The organism is Aequorivita flava, assembly GCF_038742595.1.
GTDB classification, from domain to species: domain Bacteria; phylum Bacteroidota; class Bacteroidia; order Flavobacteriales; family Flavobacteriaceae; genus Aequorivita; species Aequorivita marisscotiae.
This window is the reverse complement of sequence record NZ_JBANCF010000002.1, coordinates 125804-151322: the sequence shown is the minus strand read 5'-3', so window position 1 is coordinate 151322 and position 25519 is coordinate 125804. Positions and strand designations below refer to the sequence as shown.

The window sequence follows — 25519 nt, the reverse complement described above, 5'->3', positions numbered from 1 at the left end:
ATAAAATAGGATTTAATGTTACCAAATTGTTATCTGTAATTAGCTTAAAAATGAAGGTCGAAACCCAATCGATATTCTATAAAATCGCGGTTACTTCCTTCGGTTGCATACGTTAAATCTGTTTGTATTTTTAAATTGTGATTTACAATATATTTAGACCCACCAATTGTGTAAAAATTATGAGTTTCATTTAACGATAACGTCGTAGAAGGTTTGATGGTTGTAAATCTTCCAGCTATTTCCCATTTGGAAGGAAAAACATAACCACCTTGAAAATTTATACCTTCTCCTGTATACACCTCGTAGTCGGTAGTTGAGCCATCGCTATTTGTGGCAATTGGATTTTTGGCATCGCGATAACTGTATTCACCCATTAGTGAAAATCCGTTGTATTTAAACAATGCATCTACCAAAACAGTACTTATATTAGTCTTGTAAAACCCAAGGTCGTTGCGCATGTAACTACCTTGGTTACTCCGTGTTTTTACTGCGTCTACATTTAAATCGTAGGTAGCGCCAATAGATAGCTTTGGTTTTTCTTCGCGATAGAGGTCGCCGCCCATATAATCACCTTTTTTTGTGAATGCTCCAAAAGGCAAAACCTCAACTCGGCCAGTATATTCTATCCCGCCAAGGTTTCCTGTAATTACATTTCTACCTTCGCCTTGCGAAACTGCAAATGCCTCTCTAATAATGAAGTTATTGAAGGGTTGAAATTCATGACGCAGTTGAAGTCCTATTTCTCTACCCAAGTTAAATACTTTTGAAAGTTTTGAGCGATCAACAAATTGTAATTTGGCCGATGAGGTAGCGTCTTCACGATTACCGGGTAGTTTGGTTTGTCCTGCCCAAAGTTCTACATTATTGTAAACTTCCCACATGACTACTGCGTCATAAATGATGCGAGGTGCATTGCCAGTAAATTCTGAAGCCCCTGCTATGTCTGAATTGGAAAGCCCAATTTGCAATTTATAGCGAAGTTTTGGCGAGTAGGCAAAGCCGCTAAATTTTAACCGTGCTTTGCGGATTAAAAAATCGTGTTCTGGTTTGCCAAATTTATCACCTTCGTAATCCCAGGTAGAGATAGTTCGAAATTGAATTCGCGGAGCAAACTTTACACTAAATGTACTGTCTTTTCCTACAAATTTGAGCATTCCATCTCCAAATTTTGGGGCGCTAATTTGAGCTTGAGATACGCAAACAACGAACAATAAGCTAATTACGAATGTAGCTTTTGATAACATTGAATAAATCGTTTATAGTTTTTGTCGGTGCAAAGAACTTAATTTAACTGCAATTTAATGTTTCCGTAATGTTAAGCGTGTCTATATTTCGAATTTTATTTTATATGAAAAAAGGCTGTCCAGATTGAACAGCCTTGTTTGAAAATCTAGTCGACAAAAACTAAACGATTTCAAAAATACCCTATAAAAATAGGCTTTTACAAATAAAATAAATGTATTTCGGGTGTATATGAAGCGAAGTTTATCAAATCATTAAATTGAAAATTTTTTTAAACGCCATTAATTTCAAACAACTAAAAATCAAGTAGTTATAGCTTTAATGTTAAGTTAATGTTTCTAAATTGTTTCTTATGTGTTAATTCTTTAAATTTGATTGTTATAAATAGTAAAAATTCAACCCTATGAAAAAGATAATCAGTTTATTACTTGTTGTATTTATATCAACTGTTGTGGTTGCTCAAAATAAAAATGAATATGTAATTCACGGTAATTTAATAAAGGCTACAATTTACAACCAAGATGGAAGTTTGGCACAAACTGGCTATTACACGAAGGATAACAAACCTACGGGCCAATGGATAAGCTACGACTTGCAAGGTAATAAAACAGCAGTTGCAACTTATAAAGATGGGGAAAAAGTGGGAACATGGTTTTTTTATCAAGATGATATTTTACAAGAAGTTTCGTTTGTAGCCTCGCGAATTGCAAAGGTTACCACCCTTAAAATTGAAAACTAATTTTAAATTTTCTTATTTTAAGAATGCTATAAACAAAAAAAGGTCTCTAATTTTAGAGACCCTTTTTGTTAACGTAGACTACGTTAGTATTAGTTGCTAATCCAATTCCATCCAGTAATATCTACTTGAGTACCGTTAAACACATCGTCTTCTGGCGAAGTTAATGGTGTGTTATCTACAATTACATTTTCAATCGGGCCATCATCTTTCATATCTACATTTTTAGAGTATCCACTTAAATGGATATTTGTAAAAGTTGCACCAGATTGTTTTTTAAACTGAAGCGCCGTTCCGTCAACAGTTGAAACCGCTGTAAAGTTTATAACTTTTGGGTTGCCGTTGTCGCCATCGGCTTCAATAGCTGTTGAAAATGGTTTGGTGTGGCTTACATACGTATTGGTAATGGTGCCATTCCAGCCTTCTGTCCAGTCTACTGAGTCATCTTCGTTGTTTTCAAAGTAAAGGTTCGATGCCGAAACAGTTCCGCCAAAAAACTCAATTCCGTCATCGGCACCATCAATAACGGCAACATTCGAGATTGAAGTTCCCGAACCTACCGCGTAAAGGGTAAGCCCGTTGTATTGCGATTCTGAATTTATTTGAGCACCCGCGCCACGAATAATTAAGTAGTTAATACTTCCCGAGTTATCGGTGTCATCAGTACCGCCGTAAATTAGGCCGCCTACTTCGGCGGTTACATTTACGCCTTCGGTGGTTGTTGCTTTTCCGCAAAGTAATAATCCGCCCCAGTCACCAGCTGAGTTGCCTTCTGAGCGCATAATAACAGGGTTTGAAGAAGTGCCTTGAATATCAATCTTTCCTCCTTGTTCTACGGCAATATATCGGTCTGTTCCATTTTGAGAAACTATTACAGTTCCGGCAGGAATGGTAAGTTTAACGCCAGATTTTACCAAATACGGTCCAGTAACCGAATATTGAAGGTTCGCATCCAAAATTCTATCAGATGTTAAAGCGCCATTAAGTTCGGTGTTTTCTACCGGCTCTTCTTCAATTGGAGTAAAATCGTCATCACTGCTACATCCTACAAAGAATAGCGCGTTTATTGCGGCAAGTGTAATTGCAAATTTTTTAAAGTTTTTCATTTTTTGGTTTTAATTTAAATTAGACATTTGTTGTTAAAAAGTATAGTTGATATTTAAGCCTAAGCGCGTACCACGGGTGTAAGAGAGAACCGTTTCTTTAGTTTCAATATTTGTGGTACTCGGTTTTATTAGTTGGGTTCTTTTTATTTGGGGGTTTAAAATATTTTTTCCTGAAACACCTATTTTTAAATTTTTGGTTAGTTTTTTCTTCAGAATTAAATCGAGGGTTACAACGCCATTTTCCACGATGGCATCGTTGTAATTTACATCGCCAGACGATTGAAACTCGGGGGCGCCCAAGGCGTAAATTCTATCGGAGGCATAATTGGCAGAAAGTGTTGCCTCAAAGGGATTGTTTGTATTGGTATTAAAATTTAAAGCTCCGTTTACTATCCAATCTGAAGCTCCTTGTAGGCCGGTTTCAGTTAATCCTTTGTACCGAAATGTTCTTACAAAATTACCTGCGTTGTCATACACTTCTTTTAAATCTTGTTTATGCCACATTCTTGAAGCATTTACATTTAGTTTTAAATTTGGTTGTTCGTCGCCCGAAATTAAATTTATACGGCTTTCAACTTCAAAACCGTACACAGTTGCTTCATCGCCTGCATTGAAATATGAAAATACTCCTGCCGAACCTCTGTCCTGCACTTTATTAATAGGGTCTTCAATTAACTTGTAAAATCCGGTAAGTGACAGCAATTGATCGCGCGAAGGAAAAAACTCCCACTTTAAATCGAAGTTTCTGTTTAAGGAAGCCTCAATATTTGGGTTTCCTCGGGTAACTTGCCCAACTGGCGAAACATATTCAAAAGGAGCAATTTCTTTAAATTCGGGAAGTGTAGTTGTATAGCTATTAGCAAAACGGATGCTGTGCTTTTCGCTCAAATTGTATTTTATATTAAACGATGGAAATATTCGGTTGTAATCTTTTGATACATCACCAATGCGTCCTGCGTAGTTATTTACATCCCAATTCACAAAAATATTATCGGTCTGAAATCGCAATCCGGCTTGTAAGGTGAAGTTGCCACGAACACCCGTAAAATTGGCATAACCCGCAGTGCTATTTAATTCACCGCGATAAAAATCGGGCGACAGCGAGTTTCGTTTTAAAAGTCCATTGTTGAAGTTTTGTGACGTAAAAATTTCTGAAATATCATCAATCGATGAAGGGTTTACAGCGTTGGTGATGGTTTCTTCTACCCCAAAAAATTGCGAACCAAAATCGCGGCTTTTATTTCTGTGAGTAGCTCCTGCATTAATATAAAATTGATCTTTTTCTTGGTCAATAATTTTAAATACACCATTTAAGCGCGCATTGTATTCAATATCTTCAATTTTTTGAACACTTTTGCGCTGTTGAAAACCACCGGTGCGTCCAAGTTGGACAATTTGATCGTTAAAATTAACTTCGTTTCTAATACGGTTAGGCTCGTCTGCGCTTAAATAATTGTAGCCAGCGGCCCACTGCACTTCATTTTTTTCACCAAAGTTGTGCTCACCACTAAGTTGCGTTACAGAGAGCAAAGTCTTCTTTAAATTTTGGTCTCGAATAAATTGTGATAGGCCTTCTTCGGGATCGGTTTCTTCGTAAATTACGGCTTCGCCAGCGCGGCCACCCTCAAAAACTTCGTCTTCAATCTTATTAATTAATAGTGAGTTGAACTTTAAATTGTTGTTGTCATTTGCTCTAAACCTAAGGTGAAATAAGCCAGAAGTTGCTACTTCTTTTTTCCAATTTATTGCATCGGGAATCATATCGTCTAAAAAGTTTGAGCGGTATTGTGCAAAGGCACCTTCGCTATATTCAAAACTTTCAGATTGTCCTGCGGTAAGTAAAACGCTAAGCTTATCGCCAAGCCGCTTCCCAACACTTAAAGAAAACGATTTGTTTACAGGAAAAGCTACGGTTTGTGGATTCCAGCTTTGTGCTACAATTGCCCTGCTTGTCGCAATATTTTTGTTATAAAAACCAAATGAAACATCTCGGTAATTTGGCGATACTTTAAAATTGTTAAATACACCATTGCTTGTAACATTGGTATTTATTGAAGTGCTTGCGCTGGCCGATAAAAGTGAGCGTTTTGAAAGTTGTTTAGTATTTATATCAATATTTCCCGAAGCTTGATCTGCCGATAGTTTTGGCGAGGTAGTTTTACTTATATCAATACTTTCAATTAAACGGGTAGGAAAAAGGTTGAGATTTATGTTTTTTCTTTCAATATTATCTGAAGGAATAGGAAGACCGTTTAAAGTGGTGGATAAATACCTATCCCCTAGGCCGCGTACAAAAATATCACCACTTCCATCGGTTTTTGAAACACCCGAAATTTTGGTTGTGGCACCAGCAGCATTTGAAACTCCTAGTTTAGACAATTGTTCGGCGCCAATACTTTCTTTAATAGTTGTAGCTTTCTTTTGCTCAAGCAATAATGCTACTTCACTTTCTCTACGTACCTGCGTTTTAATTACTACTTCATCGAGGGCAGCGGCACTCGCTTTCATGGGTACATCTATATTAGTAACATTGTTTGCAGTAACTTCTACATGGGGGATTTCAACCGTTTCGTATCCCACATAGCTAAATACTAAATTGTAAAATCCGGGTTTTAAATTCCCAATTTTATATAAGCCGTCAAAATCTGAAGTTACGCCTATTGTAGTTCCTTTTATAAAAACGTTTGCAAAAGGTAGTGGTTCATTATTGTATTGCGTATCGGTAAGTTTTCCCGCAATTGTTCCATTTTGCTGCGCAAAGGTTATTGCGGTAACAAAGTAAAAAGTTAGTTTTAAAATTGTTTTCATTTTTGTCGTTTGATTTGTTGGTGCAAAGAAACCAGGCGTGTGTAAAAATTGTGTTAATTGGCCATTACCAATTAGTCAAGTTAGGGTTAGCTATATGTTAAGTCAATTGAAAAAAAATGATTGAATTGCCTCCTGAAAATAGTATCTTGCCTACCAAATTTTTACATATTATGATGCAATGGGAACAGCTGCTTTCACTAAAAAAGCAGGGAGATAAAAACAAAAGACTTAGGATTGAAGAAGACGAAACTCGGTTGGGGTTTGAGGTAGACTACGACCGTGTAATTTTTTCGGCGGCATTCCGAAGTTTACAGGACAAGACGCAGGTTATTCCATTGTCTAAAACCTCCTTTGTACATACGCGCTTAACCCATAGTTTGGAAGTATCGGTCGTAGGCCGCTCTTTGGGCCGAACGGTGGGTAAAGCAATTTTAAAAAAGCATCCCCAATTGCAAAATGTGCACGGGTTTCAATTTAACGATTTTGGAGCCATTGTTGCGGCGGCGGCGCTTGCACATGATATAGGCAACCCTCCTTTTGGACACAGTGGTGAAAAAGCAATTGGCGATTACTTTTTAAACGGAAACGGCAAACGTTTTAAAGATAAACTCACCGAAAAACAATATCAGGATTTAGTTGCTTTTGAAGGCAATGCCAATGGATTTAAAATTTTAACGCAGTCTAAAAATGGAGTGGAAGGAGGTCTTCGACTTACTTTTGCCACGTTGGGCGCATTTATGAAATACCCAAAACAATCGTTGCCTCACAAACCCACCACACACGTTGCCGATAAAAAATTTGGCGTTTTTCAAAGCGACACTACTTTCTTTGAGGAAGTAGTTTCAGACTTAGGACTTTTAAATCAAGGAAACGGTAGGTATTCACGCCATCCGTTAACGTACTTGGTCGAAGCTGCCGATGATATTTGCTACACCTTAATAGATTTTGAAGACGGAATAAACCTGGGGCTAATAGATGAAGACATTGCCTTGGAATATTTAATAAACTTAGTACGCGCTACATTAAAGAAAGATGTTTATTCGGCGTTAAAAACATCGCAGGATAGATTGGCATATTTACGGGCACTTGCCATAAATACCTTGATTGCAGAAGCAGCAAAAATTTTTATTGAAAATGAGGATGAAATATTAAAAGGCACTTTTTCTGAAGCGTTACTCGACAAAAGTGTATATAAAGTGCAAATTGCCGATATCATAAAAATTAGCATTGAAAAAGTGTACCAAAGCGCCGAAGTTACCGAAAAGGAAATTGCGGGGTACAATATATTAACGACCCTGTTGGAAAATTTTACGACAGCATTTGAAAATCTGAGCAATAATAGCGAACGACAATACGATTTACTTTTACTTCGAACAATAGATTTTCAAGTAGATACTTCGGTTTCTGTGTATAATTACTTAATGGAATGTTGCAATTATATTTCGCGATTAACGGATGGCAATGCGCTTCAAATTTTTCAGAAAATAAAAGGAGAGATGCACTAAGTATCTCTTTAGACCGATGTTAAATGTTAAATAGTGCCGATTGGGCTGATATATTGGCAATTTATGATATTTTTAGCATTCCTTTTATTTGAGGAAATTTTAACAACATTTCTAGAAAGATTATTTCTAAACTAAAACCACCTAAAATTTAATTTAAAGCTTATGAAAAAAGTTCTTTACTTACTTATCATTTTTGTTGTAAATGTAACCTATGCGCAGGATTACAACAATTTGGTAAAAACGTACCTTCAGCAAAATCGATCGATGCATTCGCTACAACCGCAGGATATTGCGGATGTAACAATTGCTTCGCAGAGTTTTTCAAAAAATATGCAGGCGCATAATGTATATGTTGAACAGCGCCACCAAGGAATAAAAGTTTTTAATTCTACCTCTCCTTTTGTAATTAAGGATGGAGCGGTTTACAGTGCTAAAGTTTCTTTTATCGAAAATATTTCGGCAAAAGTAAATAGTACTACTCCTTCTATTTCTGCGGTGAACGCGATAGCTAAAGCCGCCACTGCTTTGGGTTTACAGAGTCCTACAAATTTAAATTTGCTAGAAACTGTTACAGACCACAGCTACATTTTCTCTAATGGATCAATTTCTTTGGAAAATATTCCTGTTGAATTGGTGTATCAAAAAATGGAAGAATCTGGCACTTTAAAGCTAGCTTGGGATCTAAGTATTTCTTTATTAGATGCTTCGCATTACTACAGCGTACGCATTGATGCTATGACTGGCGAATTGTTAGAGACAATGGACTGGGTTGTAAGTTGTAATTTTGGATCGGAAGCACATTCACACGCAAGTACCAGAAGCGTATTAGAAGGTACCAAAAGTGAAGCCACCATGCCAATTACTACTTTGGCTAACGCAACGTATCGCGTTTTTCCTTTGCCACAACTAGGGCCACACAATGGTCCAGACCAACTAATTAATGACCCTTCAGATGCTGTTGCTTCTCCTTTTGGATGGCACGATATAGACGGCGTTGCTGGAGAAGAATTTACATACACTCGTGGTAACAATGTAATTGCTCAGGAAGATAAAAATGGTAACAACGGATCTGGTGCAAGAGCAGAAGGTGGGCCAACCCTTACTTTTGATTTTCCTTTTAATCTTCCTCAACACCCGAATGCATTTACCGATGGTGCAATAACCAATTTATTCTATATGAATAATATGATGCACGATGTTATGTACCACTACGGTTTTGATGAAGCAAGCGGTAATTTCCAGGTAAATAACTATACCGGTGCCCCAGGTGCAGGCGATTATGTTTTTGCAGATGCACAAGATGGAAGCGGAATTAATAACGCAAACTTTGGAACTCCTCCAGACGGTGGTGCACCAAGAATGCAGATGTATTTATGGAGCGCTCCAGGTACTGTATTAGGTACATTTTTAACAGTAAACAATGGGCCATTGGCTGGACAGTATTACGCCATGGATTCTAACTTTGCGCCACCACTTACAACTACACCCATAACTGCAGATCTTGTAGTTGTAGAGGATGATAACTCTGGACCTTCAACCGATGCAAATGACGGATGTGATAATATTACGAATGGTGGAGCAATAACAGGAAAAATAGCTGTTATTAGAAGAGGTGAATGTAACTTTACCGTAAAGGTGCTCAATGCACAAAACGAAGGTGCCATAGCGGTAATTATCGTTAACGATGTTCCGACAGATCCTATTGTAATGGGCGGTAATGGTACACAAATTACAATTCCTGCTCTTATGATTTACAAAACAGATGGAGAAGCACTTATTGCTTCGCTTTTAAACGGAGATACAATAAACGCTACGTTGGTTGATGATGGATCGGGTACCGATAACTTTCAACGCGATGGCGATTTAGATAATGGTATTGTTGCTCACGAATATGGACACGGTGTTTCTAACCGTTTAACGGGTGGCCGTTTATCTGCCGGTTGTCTTCAGAATCAAGAACAAATGGGTGAAGGATGGAGCGATTATCTAGGTTTTATTTTAACAATGAAACCTGGCGATACCAGATTTGACGCACGTGGAACGGGAACCTATGCACTGGGACAAGGTGTTGCGGGTATGGGATTAAGAACAAAGCCATACAGTTCAGACTTTGCGGTAAACGATTTTACCTATGACGATATTAAAACACAATCTGTTCCTCACGGTGTTGGTTCGGTTTGGGCCACAATGTTGTGGGATTTAACTTGGGACTTGATAGATGAACACGGTTTTGATGCCGATCTTTACAACGGAACAGGCGGAAACAATATATCTATGCAACTTATACTTGACGGTATGAAATTGCAACCATGTAGTCCAGGTTTTATAGACGGTCGTGATGCTATCCTTGAAGCAGATTTAATTGCTAATGGCGGTGCTAACAGATGTATTATTTGGAGAGCCTTTGCAAAAAGAGGTCTTGGTTTAAGTGCTACGCAAGGAAGCTCTAATAGTAGAGCCGACGGTACTGAAGCATTTGATGTGCCGGTAGATTGTATCTTGGGTACTTCTGATAACGGAACCTTAGAAAACAACTTTATAGTTTATCCAAACCCATCAAATGGTGAGATTACTATTAAGTCTCGTATAGATGTAGGCGAAACAACTGTTTCTATCTTTGATATGAATGGAAGAAAAGTGTTTACACAGCAACTTGAACTTCACACTTCTGCTAATGTAAATGCAAGCCAGTTGAATGCCGGTATTTACTTAATGCAAATTTCAAGTGGAGATCGTTCACAGACAACTAAATTAATTATCAACTAATTATTAGTTAGTTAATAAAAAGAAAAGAGGTTCGAAAGAGCCTCTTTTTTTTATATATACTTTTTGAGAGTTTTGTGTATTTTTTCTGAAGAAATACCCGAAAGGTCTTGTAGCTCTGCAACCGAACCGTGTTCCGGAAAAACATCCGGAATTCCTAAAATTTCTATTGGGTTTTTATAGTTATGTTTTGAAGCAAAAGCTACAATCGTAGTTCCTAAACCGCCAAGAATAGTACCATCTTCAATAGTAAGGATTGTTTTATATTGTTTGAAAATTTTATGAAGCAAGTTTTCGTCCAATGGTTTTAAAAACCGAATATCAACTAGGCCAATTTTATTTTGTTGTGAAGATGGGAGCATATCTATTGCACGCACAACATTGTTTGCCATAGTACCTATGCTTAAAACTACAATATCACTGCCTTCTCGTAGCACCGTTGCAAGTCCTATTTCAATTTTATTAAATGGTTTCTTCCAGTCTAAAATAGTTCCTTTGCCGCGAGGATATCGTATAAATATAGGTAGTTTCAACCCCTTTTGTGCGGTAAACATTATATTCCGCAATTCAATTTCGTTGCGGGGCGCAAAAATGATGAGATTCGGAATACAATTTAAATATGCCAAATCGAATATTCCATGATGGGTGGCACCATCTTCACCTACAATTCCAGCTCTATCCAAGCAGAAAATCACCGGAATTTTTTGTAAACATACATCGTGAATTACTTGGTCGTATGCACGTTGTAAAAAGGTAGAATAAATATTGCAAAATACTGAAAAACCTTGCGTAGCTAAACCCGCTGCAAAGGTTACGGCATGTTGTTCTGCTATTCCTACGTCAAAGGCGCGTTTCGGAAATGCATCCATCATAAATTTTAATGAACTTCCCGTTGGCATTGCTGGTGTTATACCTATAATTTTTTCATTTTCCGATGCCAGTTCCACCAAAGTTTTTCCAAAAACATCTTGGAATTTTGGCGGCTCCATTTGCTTGCTTTTTGGTGCCAGATCGCCAGTAAGCGCGTCAAATTTACCGGGCGCGTGATACACTACTTGGTTTTCTTCGGCTTGCCGTAGCCCTTTTCCCTTCGTAGTAATTAAATGAAGCACTTTTGGACCCGAAACCGCTTTTAATCTTTCCAGTTCGGAAATTATTAAATTTAAATTGTGGCCATCTATGGGTCCGGTATAATTAAAATTTAAGGCTTCAAATATATTGTCGGCATCTTTTGCTCCCTTGCCTTTCACCTTGGTAAAATATTCCTTTAACGCACCTACGCTGGGATCTATGCCAATAGCGTTATCGTTTAATATTACCAAAAGATTTGTATCGGTAACCCCTGCGTGGTTTAAGGCTTCAAAAGCCATGCCGCTAGCAATCGAGGCATCGCCAACAACGGCAATATGCTGTCGGGTATTTTCGCCGTTTAATCGCGAGGCAATTGCCATTCCCAAGGCTGCAGAAATTGCAGTACTACTATGCCCTACGCCAAAAGTATCATAATTGCTTTCGGCTCTTTTTGGGAAACCGCTAATACCTCCCAACTGCCTATTGGTGTGGAAAATTTCTTTTCTGCCTGTTAAAATTTTATGTCCGTAAGCTTGGTGGCCAACATCCCACACCAAAACATCATCGGGCGTGTTAAACACATAGTGAAGTGCAATAGTAAGTTCCACAACACCAAGACTTGCGCCTAAGTGGCCTTCTTTTGTAGCAATAATATTTATGATAAATTCACGTAGCTCTTTGGCTAACTGTGGTAAATTTTCCTTCGGAATTTTTCGCAGATCTTTTGGAAAATTAATGGTATTTAATATGTTTTTTCGCACGCTGTAAAGATACAGTTTATGGGAATTTGTTAATTGATGAATTCGTTAATTTGTTAATTCGTAATTTCGTTTTTTATAAAGCCGATTTAAAAACTGAAATCTTGAGTATAATAGATCCCTTAGACGACACTTATTTTATGAAACGCGCCTTGCAAGAAGCTGAAATGGCCTATGAAAAAGACGAAATTCCTATCGGGGCGGTAATTGTAATAAACAATCAGATTATTGCCCGTTCGCATAACCTAACCGAAACTTTAAATGATGTAACCGCCCACGCCGAAATGCAAGCTATAACTGCAGCGGCAAATTACTTGGGAGGTAAGTATTTACTAGATTGCACGCTTTATGTAACAATTGAGCCCTGCCAAATGTGTGCAGGAGCTTTGTTTTGGAGCCAAATTTCGAAAATTGTGTATGGGGCTAGGGATGAACAGCGGGGATGTATAGCATTAAATACGAGGCTACATCCAAAAACTGTAATGACGGGAGGAGTTTTGGCTGCGGAATCTTCGCAGTTGTTAAAGCAATTTTTTATAGAAAAAAGATCTAAATAAGTGTTACAAGCTATCGTGCTTTAGTACCAACAAAAAAGCCCTCCAGAAAATGAAAGGCTTTTTACAAATCTTTAGTTATTCCTTAATCGTGAATAACGCGAACTTGAGCCGCAACAGTTCCTTTTCGACCTTCTTCTTCAACATATTCTACTTTGTCGCCTTCGTTTAGCGCTTCACCATTTAAGCCGGTTACGTGTACAAAAATGTCTTTTCCAGTTTCATCGTTAGTGATAAAACCATAGCCTTTAGATTCGTTAAAAAATTTTACTGTTCCTTCCATTTTAAATAAAAAATAATTATTGATTAAGTACAAATGTATAATTTTTTGATTTTAAGTGTTAACGAAATCAAAAAATTTTGAAACATACAATGCATTTATATCTTTTTATCTTTTTGATAATCCTGCATTTTTTTTATATTTTCTTTGGTAAGCATATAGTCTTTAACACTTCTATTTTTCCATCTGTGGTAAATAAATAGTGGCATTAATAAAAAAAATCCGGCCATTAAACTAAGTCCGATAATTAAATTTCCAGTGGCCTCGTCATTCAATTTAATATAAAAGCCAGTGCCTAGACCAATGAGTACAGCAAAAAATAATACGATAAGAATGTATTTCATAGAAGAATGGTTTTCAAAATTATTTAGCTGAAAAATCTATTAGTTTTCGGCGATAAGCGGTAAGTAATTTCGATTTTGAAACGAAACCGTAATATTTTCCGTCATTTATAACCGGTAGGTTCCAGGCTCCCGTGTCTTGAAATTTTTTCATTACCTCGGTCATTTTATCTTTGTGCAAATCTATTACTCCTGGTGGATTGTGCATTAATTCGCGCGCACTTATTTTGTCGTATAACTTTTGATCGAACATAATGGGCCGCAGATCGTCCAGCAGAATTATACCTTCCAATGTATTGGAATCTTTACTGAGTACCGGAAAGAGATTTCTTTTAGATTTAACCACCGCTTGATGTACCATTTCGCCAAGGGTCATTTTGGGATAAATAACTATAAAATCGCGCTCTATAACTGTTTCAATATCCATTAAGGTTAGCACTGCATGATCTTTGTCGTGGGTAATAAGATCTCCTTTTCGTCCGAGTTCCATTGTATAAACGGAATGTGGAATAAAAAATTTTGTCAGTGAAAATGAAATGGCAGCCGTAACCATTAGCGGGATAAACAGTTCGTACCCACCGGTAACTTCGGCAATTAAAAATATAGCTGTTAATGGTGCATGAAGCACCCCAGCCATTAGCCCCGTCATTCCAACTAACGTAAAATTGCTTTCTGAAACGGGATTATTCAATAGGCCAATATTATTGAGAATTTTCGCAAAACAATTTCCCATAATACTTCCCATAAATAGCGTTGGTGCAAAAATACCCCCAACACCTCCTGCGCCAAAAGTTAGGGCGCTTGCAATAATTTTAAACACAACCAATCCTGCTAACAACAAAATAACCACCCAAATACTGGAAAGATCTAAATTGAAAAAATTGTTTTCCAGTGCAGCATTTGGGTTTCCTTGTACCAAATTGTTTATTATATCGAAACCTTCGCCATACAATGGAGGAATAAAATAGACCAGAATGCCAAGGCCAATCCCACCAATTAACAATCGCTTAATAGGCGATGCTATTTTTTCGAAAAAATCCTGAATTTTCGAATACATCTTCGTGTAGTAAATAGACACCATAGATGCGACCAAACCCAGTAATATGTAAAACGGAATATCGTTAATTGTAAATTTTTCGGTAATATTAAACGGCAACAAAACGTCTGATCCTAAAAAGAAATACGAAGTAGTAATTGCCGAAACCGATGCCAAAAGGAGAGGCACCATAGAAATTAGGGTGAGGTCCAAGCTAAATACTTCCACGGCAAAAATAATAGCAGCGATAGGAGCCTTAAAAATAGCAGACATAGCTCCCGCACCCGCGCAGCCAATTAATAGTGTCCGGGTAGGTTGGTTCATATGGAAAAACCTCGCTAGGTTGGAGCTAATTGCAGCACCTGTGGCCACTGTTGGGCCTTCAAGACCAACAGAACCTCCAAAACCTACCGTAATGGGCGCGGTAATTAAACTTCCAAACATTTGAAATGGCCGCATAAATCCTTTGCGTTTTGAAATAGCATAGAGTGTTGACGGAATTCCATGGCTTACTTTATGGCGAATAATATAGCGCATTGCCAAATATGCCAATGTAAGTCCGATAAGCGGAAAAATAAAATAGAATGCTGTCTGATAATGAGCAATAAGCTTTCCCTGCAATAAATCTTGAATCAGGTGGGTTAGGTTTTTTAAGATTACCGCTCCAATACCTGCCAGAAGTCCAACAGCAATAGCTAGAATAAAAACAAACTGCTTATGCGGTATGTGTTTAATCCTCCAGATTAAAAACCGGGTTAGTACGTTGCGTTTTTGCGTTGGCATCCCTAAAGCTATCAAAAAATCCTGCATTTGCAGGATTTTTATTTAAGATTTTATTTCAACTTTTAAATGAAGTTCTTCAAGTTGTTTGTTATCTATGGGCGCGGGTGCATCAATCATTACATCGCGGCCCGCATTGTTTTTTGGGAAGGCGATAAAGTCGCGAATGGTTTCCTGCCCACCTAAAATTGCAACCAACCTGTCTAAACCAAAAGCAATTCCGCCGTGTGGTGGCGCACCGTATTGAAAGGCATCCATTAAAAAGCCGAATTGAGCTTTCGCTTCTTCTGGAGTAAATCCTAAATAATCGAACATCAGCGCTTGTGTTTTTCTATCGTGAATTCTAATTGAACCACCGCCAATTTCGTTTCCGTTTAGTACTAAATCGTATGCATTAGCCTTAACTTCACCGGGATTGGTGTCTAAAAGTTCCAATTGCCCAGGTTTTGGAGAGGTGAAAGGGTGGTGCATTGCGTGGTAGCGATTTGTATCCTCATCCCATTCCAGCAATGGGAAATCTACTACCCAAAGTGGTGCAAATTCGTCGCTTTTTCGCAGACCGAGTTCTTCGGCTAAATGCATTCGCAATGCGCTTAATTGCGTACGAACTTTATTTTTATCTCCAGAAAGTACACAAACCAAATCGCCAGGTTTAGCTCCTGTAATTTCAGCCCATTTTGCCAAATCTTCCTGATCGTAAAATTTATCTACGGAAGATTTATAAGTTCCGTCATCGTTACAACGTGAATAAACCATTCCTAAAGCGCCAATCTGCGGACGTTTAATCCAGTCTATTAATTTGTCTATTTCTTTTCTTGTAAAAGTGTTTCCACCGGGAACAGCAATTCCTACTACTAATTCTGCTTGATTGAAAACATTAAAATCTTTGTGCTTTGCCACGGCGTTTAACTCGCCAAATTCCATCCCAAAGCGTATATCGGGTTTGTCGTTTCCGTATTTCGCCATGGCTTCGTCGTACGTCATTCTAGGGAATTCCGAAATTTCTACGCCGTTTATTTCTTTTAAAAGATGTTTTGTTAACCCTTCAAACGCATTTAGAATATCTTCTTGCTCCACGAAAGCCATTTCGCAATCTATCTGCGTAAATTCTGGCTGTCTGTCTGCGCGGAGATCTTCGTCGCGGAAACATTTCACTATTTGGAAATATTTATCCAAACCGCCAACCATTAGCAATTGCTTAAAAGTTTGGGGCGACTGTGGTAAGGCATAAAACTGACCTTCATTCATTCGTGAAGGCACCACAAAATCACGTGCTCCTTCGGGAGTAGATTTTATTAAATACGGCGTTTCCACTTCAACAAAACCTTCATTTGCCAAATAATTGCGTACGGCAATGGCAACTTTTGAGCGGAATATTAAATTTTTGCGCACCGGCTTTCTGCGAATGTCGAGGTAGCGATATTTCATTCGTAAATCTTCGCCGCCATCGGTCTCATCTTCTATGGTGAAGGGTGGAGTTTGAGACTCATTCAGAATATTTAATTCGGAAACTAAAATTTCCACATCGCCGGTAGGTATGTTTGGGTTTTTAGATTCGCGCTCAATAACGGTTCCCTTTACTTGAATTACGAACTCACGACCTAATTTTGTGGCTTTTTCAATTACTTCTTTTGAAGTTCTTTCTTCGTCAAAAATAAGTTGGGTGATGCCATAGCGGTCGCGAAGGTCAACCCACACCATAAAACCTTTGTCGCGGGTTTTTTGTACCCATCCCGCAAGGGTTACTTCTTTGTTGATATCTGCCGCGCGAAGCTGGCCGTTGTTGTGCGTTCTGTACATTTTATTCTGAAAAAAATTGAGAGGGCAAATTTAGTAAGTATTAAATGAATTGTTGTGGTTTTGCAGCGATTATTATTTTAGAGCACGGGTTGCCACGAATACGCGAATATTTTTAAAAGAAAAGCCTGAAAGTTTTTTTAATTGTTACGATTAATGGTGTTTTTTATCGTGTGGATTATTCTTTTTACTTCAAATCTGCCATTTTCATTTTTAAAACTTTACAACAAAAAACAAAAAAATCCCTTTGTGCATTACTGATACAAAGGGATTTTATATAGATGAAATGTTTATTACGCTATGCGGTTATTATAGGTAGCATCTTTTGCTCTTTGTTTTTTTAACTCTTTTAGCCTTCGTTTTTTGTAAAACCTTATTTTGGCGCGGTTAACCAGATAAAACATTACCGGAACCACAATTAAAGTTAGGAATGTGGCGAATATTAAACCGAAGATTACCGTCCACGCGAGTGGCCCCCAGAAAATAACGTTGTCTCCGCCAATGTAAATATTCGGACTGTAATCTGTAAATAACCCGAAGAAATCTATATTAAACCCAATCGCTAAAGGAATAAGACCCAAAACAGTTGTAATTGCCGTTAACAAAACAGGGCGCAAACGCGACTTTCCTCCTGCAACTATTAATTGAAAATACTGGCGTTTGGTAAGCATTTGGTCTTCATCCATTTGTAGATCAAACATTTTACGGTCAATGAGAATTTGGGTGTAATCTATAAGAACAATCGCGTTATTAACTACAATTCCAGCAAGTGAAATAATACCCATCATAGTCATAATTACCACGAAATCCATTTGAAAAACTACCAGACCAAGAAATACTCCGGCCAAACTTAAAATAACCGATGTTAAGATAATCATTGGTTTTGAGAGGCTATTAAATTGTGCTACCAGGATAAGCAAAATGCCGCCCATAGCATAAAATAGTGCCAATAAGAGAAAGCCCATATTATCTGCTTGCTCTTCTTGTTCGCCAGTAAATACAAGATTTATATCTTTTGGCAGATCATAATTTTGCAATTCAACCTTAAGATCATTTACAATTTCGGTAGCATTATAGCCTCCAATAACGTTTGAATATACGGTTATGGTTCGTTTTAAGTCTTTTCGTTTAATTGAGCTGAAAGAGGCAGTATTGTTTTTTGTAACCATTGCCGATATGGGTATCTGCACAATTTTCCCTTGGTTATTTCTAAAGGTTATGGGTTGGTTAAAAAGGGCACTTTCATCGTAACGAGATTTGTCTGAAAGCCGAACATTTATTTCGTAATCGTCGTCGCCATCTTTATAGGTTGAAGCTTCTTCGCCAAAAATAGCACGACGAAGGGTTAAGCCAATCTGCCCTGTAGAAATACCCAATTGTCCTGCTTTTTCGCGGTTAACGGTAACATCCATTTCCGGTTTACTTTTGTTAACGTCTATTTTTAATTCTTCAATTCCGCTTATGCCTAAGCCTTCAATATACGACCGTAGGTTTTCGGCTTCGCGAAGCATTTCTTCATAATTTTCGCCAATCAATTCAATATTAATAGGGTAGCCTACGGGTGGTCCGGCAGCGTCCTTTTCTACAATAATTGAAGCCCCTGGAAAACCTTTTACCGCCTCCCGAACTTCTTCCAAAACGTCACTACTTTTTACGCCACGACGCAATTGATAATCGCGCATGGAAAGAGTTATCTTTCCTTTTTGCGGCATTTCATTGCTTTGGCCTCCATCGGTCTGTGGGTTTCCGGCCCCTTGGCCCACCTGCGAAATAGCAGACTCTACCATATAATTATAGCCATCGTCTTCATATTTGGCAATGGCGTCAAAAACGCGTTGTTCAACGCGTTTGGTGAGCTCGTTGGTTTTTTCAATATCGGTACCCTGTGGATATTCTATATAGGTAATAATCTGGTTGGGTTCGTTTTCGGGGAAGAAAAGTACTTTGGGTTGAACTAAATACACCAAAATAAAAGACATAAATAACAAAATAACCGTGCCGAAGAAAAACACATAGGCTTTTTTTCCGCGCAAGGCGTATTTTAGAATTTTTTCATAGAAATTCTCTAGTTTTTTCAGTGCTTTGTATTGAAAATAATCTACGGCTCCAACTAAAAAATATTTATAAACCCAGAGCATTATGGCGGTGAGTATTGCTAAATTTCCAAAACCGCGGAATGCAGCAACATCTATTGCAAAACCAGCAATTACAAGCAATATACCAACCCCTAGCAGTATTAAACTCCAACGGATAAGTTTCTTTTTTGTCATAGGTTCTTCTTCAGTTTTCATAAAAACCGAAGTAAGCATAGAGTTAATGATCAGTGCCACAAAAAGCGAAGACGAAAGCACTACCGAGAGGGTAATGGGAAAGTATATCATAAATTTCCCGATGGTGCCTGGCCAAAGACCAAGTGGGAAAAATGCGGCCAAGGTAGTTGCGGTTGAAGCAATAATGGGCCAAGCAATTTCGCCCATTCCTTGTTTGGCAGCTTTTCGTGGCGATAGGCCTTCACTCATTAATGTATAAACGTTTTCTACTACTACAATTCCGTTATCCACAAGCATTCCCAGCCCCATAACGAGCCCAAAGAGAACCATTGTATTTAGCGTAAAGCCCAAAGCCGAAAGAATAACCAGCGACATCAACATGGATAGCGGAATGGCGAAACCTACAAATAATGCATTTCTAAAGCCCAGGAAAAACATTAGCACCAACACTACTAAAATTACTCCGAATATAATGTTGTTAACCAAATCGTTTACTTGGTTTTCGGTTTTAATAGATTGATCGTTGGTTAGCGTAATGTCGAGGCTTTTTGGCAAGTAATTTTCCTGTTCTTCGGCTACAATTTTTTTAATTTGTTCTACAGCCTCGATCATGTTTTTTCCCGCCCGTTTTTTTACATCGAGCATTACTACAGGTTCCCCGTACTCGCGTGCATAGGTAGTAGGGTCTTTTTCTTGAAATTTTATATCGGCTATATCTTTTAGGAAAATAATTCCGTCATCTTTTTTAACCACCACATCCTCGAGCTCTTTCGGATTTTTAATTTCGCCGGTAATACGAATGTTTTTCTGAACGCCATTGGTGATAATATTTCCGCCAGAAATGGTGCTGTTCTCTCCCTTTATTGCATTTATAATATTGTCGAAACTAACTTGCGAAGCCGTCATTTTATAAATATCTACGGCAACTTCAACTTCTTTTTCTTCGGCACCGCGAATGGTGGCCTCTTTTATTTGGGGGAGTAATTCAATTTTATCTTGAAGATATTCGGCGTAGTCTTTTAACTGTTGTACAGGATAATCGCCTGTAAGGTTAATATTTAAGATAGGCATTTCTTCCGAAAAATTTAAGTCGAAAACGTTGGGTTCTACCTTTCCGCCATTGGTTAGGGTAGGCCAAGTAGTTTCGGCTTTTACAAGATCTACCTTGTCTTTAACCAATTGTTTTGCTACTGGAATATCTACAGACTCTTCAAATTCAACAATAATAATAGAATAATCCTGAAGGGTAGTTGAGGTAATTTCCTTTACACCGCCTACGTCTTTAAATTCTTCTTCTAAAGGCTCGGTGATAAATTTTTCAACATCTTCTGCGGAGTTTCCGGGGTTTACAGAAGAAACGTAAATTTTGGTTTCGATAATTTCTGGAAAAGCCTCGCGCGGCATGGTGTAATAGGCAATGGCACCCAGAAATAAAACAATGGCCATTACTACATAAACGGTCATTTTATTGTCGATGGCCCAAGACGATATACTAAATTCTTTATACGGGTTTTTGCTCATGGTGCAAAGGTTTCTTAGTTTTTAATGGTTACTTTCTGGCCATCGCGAAGGGTTTTTGCGCCTTCTTTAATAATGGTATCGCCTTTTTTAAGTCCCGATTTTACCTCTGTGTGGTTTTCATAAGAAAGTCCGGTTTCTAGCAATACACGTTTTGCAACCCCCACAGTATCATTTATAGGTTGGTATAAAAATGCTATGGTTTCGCCAGCCGCATTTTCCTGCAAAATATTCTCTGGAACGGTTATGGCGTTTTCTGCGCTGTAATCATTCACTTTTACTACTGCAATAAGGTTTGGTTTTACTAACCCGTCTTTATTCGGGATTTCAACCTGAATTTCAAAACTTCTGTTGTTGGGATTAATGTAGTTGCTCACTTGGCTAACGGTGCCTTCAAACTCGGCATTTATTGAAGCTAATTTTACTTTTACCTGCGTTCCTTTTTTTATGTTTTTTAAATAGGTTTCCGGAATGGCGGCCTTTACATACATATTGTTCAAATTCACCAAGCGAATAATGGGACTTTGACCGGGAATTACTACTTGACCCTGATCTGAAATAATTTCATCTACAATGCCGCTAAATGGCGCTGTAATTATTGTTTTTCCCAACTGAGAACGCAATTGGTTGGTTACATTTTTTGCAGCTTCATAATTGGTTTTTGCTTGTAGAAATTGAATTTCGGAACCTATTTTCTGTTCCCAAAGTCGCTGTTGGCGTTCAAAAGTGGTTTTTGCCAAGGCCAATTGTGCTTCTTGTTGTGCCACTTGACTTGAAAGCCCTCCGTCATCAATTTTGGCAAGACGCTGCCCTTTTGTTACATTTTGGCCTTCCTTCACATATATGTTTGTGAGCACTCCAGAATATTCGGCATTTAGCACTACATTTTGGTCTGTAGCTACGTTTCCTTGTACTTCTACGTAGTGTTTAAAAATAGTATCTTTTATAACCTCGGCAGTTATTAGTGCAGGACGCTCTTTCTTTTCGTGTGTTTCTATATATTCATTCAGCTTGTCAATTTCACTTTTTAGTTCGCGTTGCTGCTTATTCAGTTCGGTTCTTTTGGCCTTTACGGCCGAAAGATTGCCAGAGTCAATCACGGCATCTACCGATTTCTTGTCATTGCCGCAAGAAGCAAAGATGGCGATTATTAGTAGTGATAGAAGTGCTTTTTTCATTAGTTTGAATTTTCGCTTTAAGTTGAATTTTAAAAGTTTTAGTACTGTTTTTTAATAGTTTCTGAATCTATACGAAGCTGCGGAATATTTAAAACAGTTTCAAGATTTGCTTTTTCGTTTATCACTTGAAACATAGATTGAAAATATTGCTGTTGGGCCGTGTATAACTGTGTCTGAGCTTGGCGCAAATCGAAACTGGCACCTAATCCTTCTGTAAATTTAATTTGGTTTTTGTTTTCAATACGCTCTGCCAAGGCGAGATTTTTCTTGGAGTTTTTATAATTTTCAATCGCGAATTGATAATTGCTTCTGGCTGAGGTAAGATCTAATTTTATTTGTTGTTTGCTCTGTTCAAAATCGGTTTTTGCTTGCTCTAAAGCAATTTGGGCGCGTTGGGTGCTGGCGCTGCGCATCCCGCTACTAAAAATGGGAATGTTTAAACTTACTCCCAAAACCGAAGATTGATACCATTTTTGGTCGCCGTTAAAAAAACTAAAATCGTTGCTATTGGCAGAAGTACCATAATTTACAAAGGCCGAAAGTCGGGGCAGATATTTACTTTTTTCAAGACGCATTTCAAAAAAGCGCTGTTCGGTAAGATTATACGCAATTTTATAATCTACATTGTCTTCAATATTTAAAGAGGCATCTAATAGCGTTAGGCTAATGTTGTTATCTGCAAGTTCATCCAAACTGTCGGTTAAAATTACCGGGGTAAATACGTCAATTCCTAAGGCGAGATTAAACATTTGCTTTGCAATTTTCTGACTACGACGGGCATTGCTTAGCTGGGTTTCAATATCGAGTAGTGTAATTTCGAGCTGTTCAACATTTTCTTCTTCTGTTAAACCATTTTCAAAAATTTTTCTAGTTTCAAATAGGTTGTCTTCAAGATTTGTTTTGTTTTTTTCGAAAATGGCCACTAATTCCTGAGCTAAGAGCACACTTCCGTAGGCGTTAATTACGCCCTTTCTTACTTCGAGCCGGGTTTTTTCGTTTGCGTTTTCAGAAAATCTCAAAAATGCTTTTGCTGCCTTTAAACCCACCAGATAACTTCCGTCAAAAATAAGTTGGTTTAGGGTAGCTACGGCATTTGCATTTTGTTTTGTTCCGAAGGTTACCGGCGTAAAAGTACCGGGTTCGCCGCCGCCAAACTCGCCGGGAATTAAGGTTACGGGCTGTTTTAAATTATTTTGATAGCTAACAGTACCGTCTATTTGTGGGAGCCCTTGTGCCGTGGTTTCCCACTTTTGCTTAATGGCCTTGGCAATATCGCGTCGTGCATTAATTGAGGTGTAATTACTATCTAGCGCAAAGGTAATGGCTTCTTGTAAACTAAAACTGTAGTCTTTATTTTGCTGCGAAAAGCCTAAAGAAAAAGTAAGTACAAAACTGAAAAATAAAAGTTTTTTAGTCATTGGTTTGATGCGCTTTAATGAATTTATTTAGTGTGTTGAATCCTTCAGATGTTACAATTCCTCTTAAATGATATTCGAGATATTCTTCGTTGGCGAATTTGATCGAAAATTTTTCGAGAGGAAAAAGGTTTTGATCTTTTATACCGTGAATGCCCAAAAAATACAATCTCGCTATAAATTCAATATTAATATTGCTTCGATAAAGGCCTTGTTCTATACCTCTGCGAAGATTATTTCGGGTGTATTCCATCATTTTTTCGAAATGGTTTGCCTTAAGGTTTCCACTTATTTCGGGATAATATTTTTGTAATTGAAATTGGGGAGAGGAGTGGTCGTTATCAATTTTGTACATTACAAACTTCTTTATTTCAAAAAGTTCTATAATCGGATTTTGGTTTTGTGAACGAATTTCGTCTATCCCATCAGTAATGCCGTGCATGACAGTGCAAGTACATTCCTTTACAAGAGCTGTTTTGTTTTTAAAATGCGTGTAAATGGTTTTTTTTGAAATTGCCATTTCGTTGGCAATATCGTCCATTGTAACACTTTTAAAACCAAGTTTTAGAAAAAGCTCAGTTGCTTTTTCAATAATTTTATTCTTCATAATCGGGTGCAAAGGTAGGTTGTGGAAACTCTAAAAACAATTATAGTTTCCTTAGTTTTATTTTATTAACAGAAACTTAACAGGCCTGCTAATTTTCCACATAAATTGTGGGCATTCGCTTAGCTTGTTTTACTTTAGCCAAAATTTATTTTTAACGCATGGAAATTTTAAAAAAATATAATACGGCGCTTCATTCCCATCTTAAAAATGCAGTTCCCGAAAAGGGGCCACGCCAACTTTACGACCCTATAGCCTATATACTTGCGCTGGGTGGAAAGCGAATTAGGCCGGCGTTAACATTAATGGTGTGCGATTTTTTTGGCACCGACTTTAAAAAAGCGATAAGCGCTGCGTTGGCTGTAGAATTGTTTCATAATTTTTCGCTAATTCACGATGATATTATGGACAATGCTCCATTGCGAAGAGGTGAACAAACGGTACACGAAAGATGGGATGTGAACACCGCCATTCTTTCTGGCGATGCTATGCTAATTTTAGCATACCGATTTTTTGAAAACTACGAACCTAAAATGTTTCACGAATTGGCAAAACTCTTTAGCGAAACTGCCTTGCAGGTTTGCGAAGGGCAGCAGCACGATATGGATTTTGAAACCCGGGATGACGTAGCCTTGGTGGAATATATAAAAATGATAGACCATAAAACGGCTGTTTTGTTGGGGGCGGCGATGAAAATGGGTGCTATCGTGGCCGAAGTTTCGGAAACCGATAAAGATAAAATTTATGAATTTGGTAGAAATTTGGGTATAGCTTTTCAACTGCAGGACGATTATTTGGATGTATTTGGAAATCCAGAAACCTTCGGAAAACAGGTGGGTGGCGATATTATTTCGAATAAAAAAACATTTTTGTATTTAATGGCCGTTGGGGAAGGTTCTACAACGCAATCGGAAGAATTGGAACATCTTTACAGCATAAATCCGAAAGATCCAACTGATAAAATAAATACCGTAAAAGAACTGTTTTTGGCCTCTGGCGCTGCCGAAGCAACACAAGCCGAAATAGAAAAATATAGTCAATTAGCGTATTCGCTTTTAGATACAATTAATATTTCGGCAGATAAAAAAGAAATACTTCACGAATTTGGAAGAGATTTAATGAAACGGAAGGTTTAAAAATACACACGTACAAATGGCGCAAAAGCACTTGCGTAAATGCTTTCATCTGCATCAAAAAGCACATCGTACCGCACGCCAATTGTAAAGTTATTACTTCTAAAACCAGCGCCAAGAAATAGGGCGGGATACCAGTAATTGGTTGTTACGTCTGGGCTGCCCAAATATTTATAGGTTCGGTTTACATTTAATTCTTCAAATTCTGCCGAGAGTTGAATTTCGGGAATTACATTATAGAGAGCCAATATGCTTCCTCCTAAAATTGTTGCATTGTTATTGTTTTTTAAACTGGCATAGGTGCCATTTAGCGCCACGCCGGCAGCAAATTGATCGTTAAATTCATAAATAGCACTCGGAGCAAGTGTTCCGCTAAAAAAACCGTCGCCGAAACTAAGCCCAATTCCGCCTCCAAAACGTACGTGTTGCCAAAAATCACTTTTATTGTTCTGGCTAAAAATGGAGGAGGTTCCAAAAAGTAAAAATATTATAAAACATAAACTTCCATTACACCACAATTTGGACTTTCGCATTATGAATACTTTAAGATTTTCTAGCTATAAATATATAAAATCAAGTCGGGTAGTTTGTGTAATTGTTGTATTTTTGTACCGTTTTATCAAA

Annotated in this window: 18 protein-coding genes; 5 read left to right on the top strand and 13 right to left on the bottom strand. The window is 37.9% G+C overall.

Features of this window, described 5'->3' with window-relative positions; all coding sequences use genetic code 11:
• Positions 1-44 precede the first annotated feature (44 nt).
• Positions 45-1154, bottom strand: coding sequence for a porin (locus VZD24_RS03040; protein ID WP_279449851.1), 1110 nt, complete (start codon positions 1152-1154; stop codon positions 45-47).
• 491 nt (positions 1155-1645) lie between these two features.
• Between VZD24_RS03040 and VZD24_RS03035 the strand changes: the two genes are divergently transcribed.
• Entirely contained in the window at positions 1646-1981 is a 336-nt protein-coding gene (locus VZD24_RS03035; RefSeq protein WP_279449852.1) for a toxin-antitoxin system YwqK family antitoxin, read from the top strand.
• Positions 1982-2070: 89 nt separating this feature from the next.
• On the opposite strand, the gene VZD24_RS03030 is transcribed toward VZD24_RS03035, so the two are convergent.
• Both VZD24_RS03030 and VZD24_RS03025 read right to left on the bottom strand, forming a co-directional pair.
• Positions 2071-3084, bottom strand: coding sequence for a beta-helix domain-containing protein (locus tag VZD24_RS03030; RefSeq protein WP_342686900.1), 1014 nt, complete (start codon positions 3082-3084; stop codon positions 2071-2073).
• 33 nt (positions 3085-3117) lie between these two features.
• Positions 3118-5892, bottom strand: coding sequence for a TonB-dependent receptor (locus tag VZD24_RS03025; RefSeq protein WP_342686901.1), 2775 nt, complete (start codon positions 5890-5892; stop codon positions 3118-3120).
• Between the two features lie 173 nt (positions 5893-6065).
• On the opposite strand from VZD24_RS03025, the gene VZD24_RS03020 reads away from it, so the two are divergent.
• Together VZD24_RS03020 and VZD24_RS03015 are read left to right on the top strand one after the other, a co-directional pair.
• Positions 6066-7397, top strand: a complete 1332-nt coding sequence (locus tag VZD24_RS03020) for a deoxyguanosinetriphosphate triphosphohydrolase (protein WP_342686963.1) — start codon at positions 6066-6068, stop codon at positions 7395-7397.
• Between the two features lie 162 nt (positions 7398-7559).
• A complete protein-coding gene (locus VZD24_RS03015; protein ID WP_342686902.1) occupies positions 7560-10163 on the top strand; it encodes a T9SS-dependent M36 family metallopeptidase in 2604 nt (867 codons plus the stop codon).
• Between the two features lie 50 nt (positions 10164-10213).
• On the opposite strand, the gene VZD24_RS03010 is transcribed toward VZD24_RS03015, so the two are convergent.
• Complete coding sequence (locus VZD24_RS03010; RefSeq protein WP_342686903.1) at positions 10214-11992, bottom strand: 1-deoxy-D-xylulose-5-phosphate synthase; 1779 nt, start codon at positions 11990-11992, stop codon at positions 10214-10216.
• Between the two features lie 107 nt (positions 11993-12099).
• Here VZD24_RS03010 and VZD24_RS03005 point away from each other — a divergent pair, with 107 nt between their 5' ends.
• Positions 12100-12546 (top strand): nucleoside deaminase, encoded by a 447-nt coding sequence (locus VZD24_RS03005; RefSeq protein WP_279450238.1) that lies wholly within the window; start codon positions 12100-12102, stop codon positions 12544-12546.
• Between the two features lie 82 nt (positions 12547-12628).
• Here VZD24_RS03005 and VZD24_RS03000 read toward each other — a convergent pair whose 3' ends face one another.
• The 8 genes from VZD24_RS03000 to VZD24_RS02965 form a co-directional block, all read right to left on the bottom strand.
• Positions 12629-12826, bottom strand: a complete 198-nt coding sequence (locus tag VZD24_RS03000) for a cold-shock protein (RefSeq protein WP_279449857.1) — start codon at positions 12824-12826, stop codon at positions 12629-12631.
• Between the two features lie 95 nt (positions 12827-12921).
• Positions 12922-13167, bottom strand: coding sequence for a hypothetical protein (locus VZD24_RS02995; protein WP_279449858.1), 246 nt, complete (start codon positions 13165-13167; stop codon positions 12922-12924).
• A gap of 19 nt (positions 13168-13186) precedes the next feature.
• On the bottom strand, positions 13187-14983 hold the full coding sequence (locus VZD24_RS02990) for a chloride channel protein (protein ID WP_342686964.1): 1797 nt from the start codon (positions 14981-14983) through the stop codon (positions 13187-13189).
• Between the two features lie 42 nt (positions 14984-15025).
• Positions 15026-16780, bottom strand: a complete 1755-nt coding sequence (aspS, locus tag VZD24_RS02985; RefSeq protein ID WP_342686904.1) for an aspartate--tRNA ligase — start codon at positions 16778-16780, stop codon at positions 15026-15028.
• 290 nt (positions 16781-17070) lie between these two features.
• Positions 17071-20568: an efflux RND transporter permease subunit gene (locus VZD24_RS02980; RefSeq protein ID WP_342686905.1), complete on the bottom strand. Its 3498-nt coding sequence runs from the start codon at positions 20566-20568 to the stop codon at positions 17071-17073.
• 14 nt (positions 20569-20582) lie between these two features.
• Positions 20583-21743, bottom strand: a complete 1161-nt coding sequence (locus VZD24_RS02975; RefSeq protein ID WP_279449861.1) for an efflux RND transporter periplasmic adaptor subunit — start codon at positions 21741-21743, stop codon at positions 20583-20585.
• Positions 21744-21781: 38 nt separating this feature from the next.
• Complete coding sequence (locus VZD24_RS02970; protein WP_342686906.1) at positions 21782-23161, bottom strand: TolC family protein; 1380 nt, start codon at positions 23159-23161, stop codon at positions 21782-21784.
• Positions 23154-23765 (bottom strand): TetR/AcrR family transcriptional regulator, encoded by a 612-nt coding sequence (locus tag VZD24_RS02965; protein ID WP_279449863.1) that lies wholly within the window; start codon positions 23763-23765, stop codon positions 23154-23156. The genes VZD24_RS02970 and VZD24_RS02965 overlap by 8 nt, the downstream gene beginning before the upstream one ends.
• A gap of 158 nt (positions 23766-23923) precedes the next feature.
• On the opposite strand from VZD24_RS02965, the gene VZD24_RS02960 reads away from it, so the two are divergent.
• Positions 23924-24898 (top strand): polyprenyl synthetase family protein, encoded by a 975-nt coding sequence (locus VZD24_RS02960; RefSeq protein ID WP_342686907.1) that lies wholly within the window; start codon positions 23924-23926, stop codon positions 24896-24898.
• Here VZD24_RS02960 and VZD24_RS02955 read toward each other — a convergent pair.
• The gene (locus VZD24_RS02955) at positions 24895-25428 is read right to left on the bottom strand and encodes an alpha-ketoglutarate decarboxylase (protein ID WP_342686908.1); all 534 of its coding nucleotides are present in this window, start codon (positions 25426-25428) and stop codon (positions 24895-24897) included. The genes VZD24_RS02960 and VZD24_RS02955 overlap by 4 nt on opposite strands.
• Between the last annotated feature and the right edge of the window lie 91 nt (positions 25429-25519).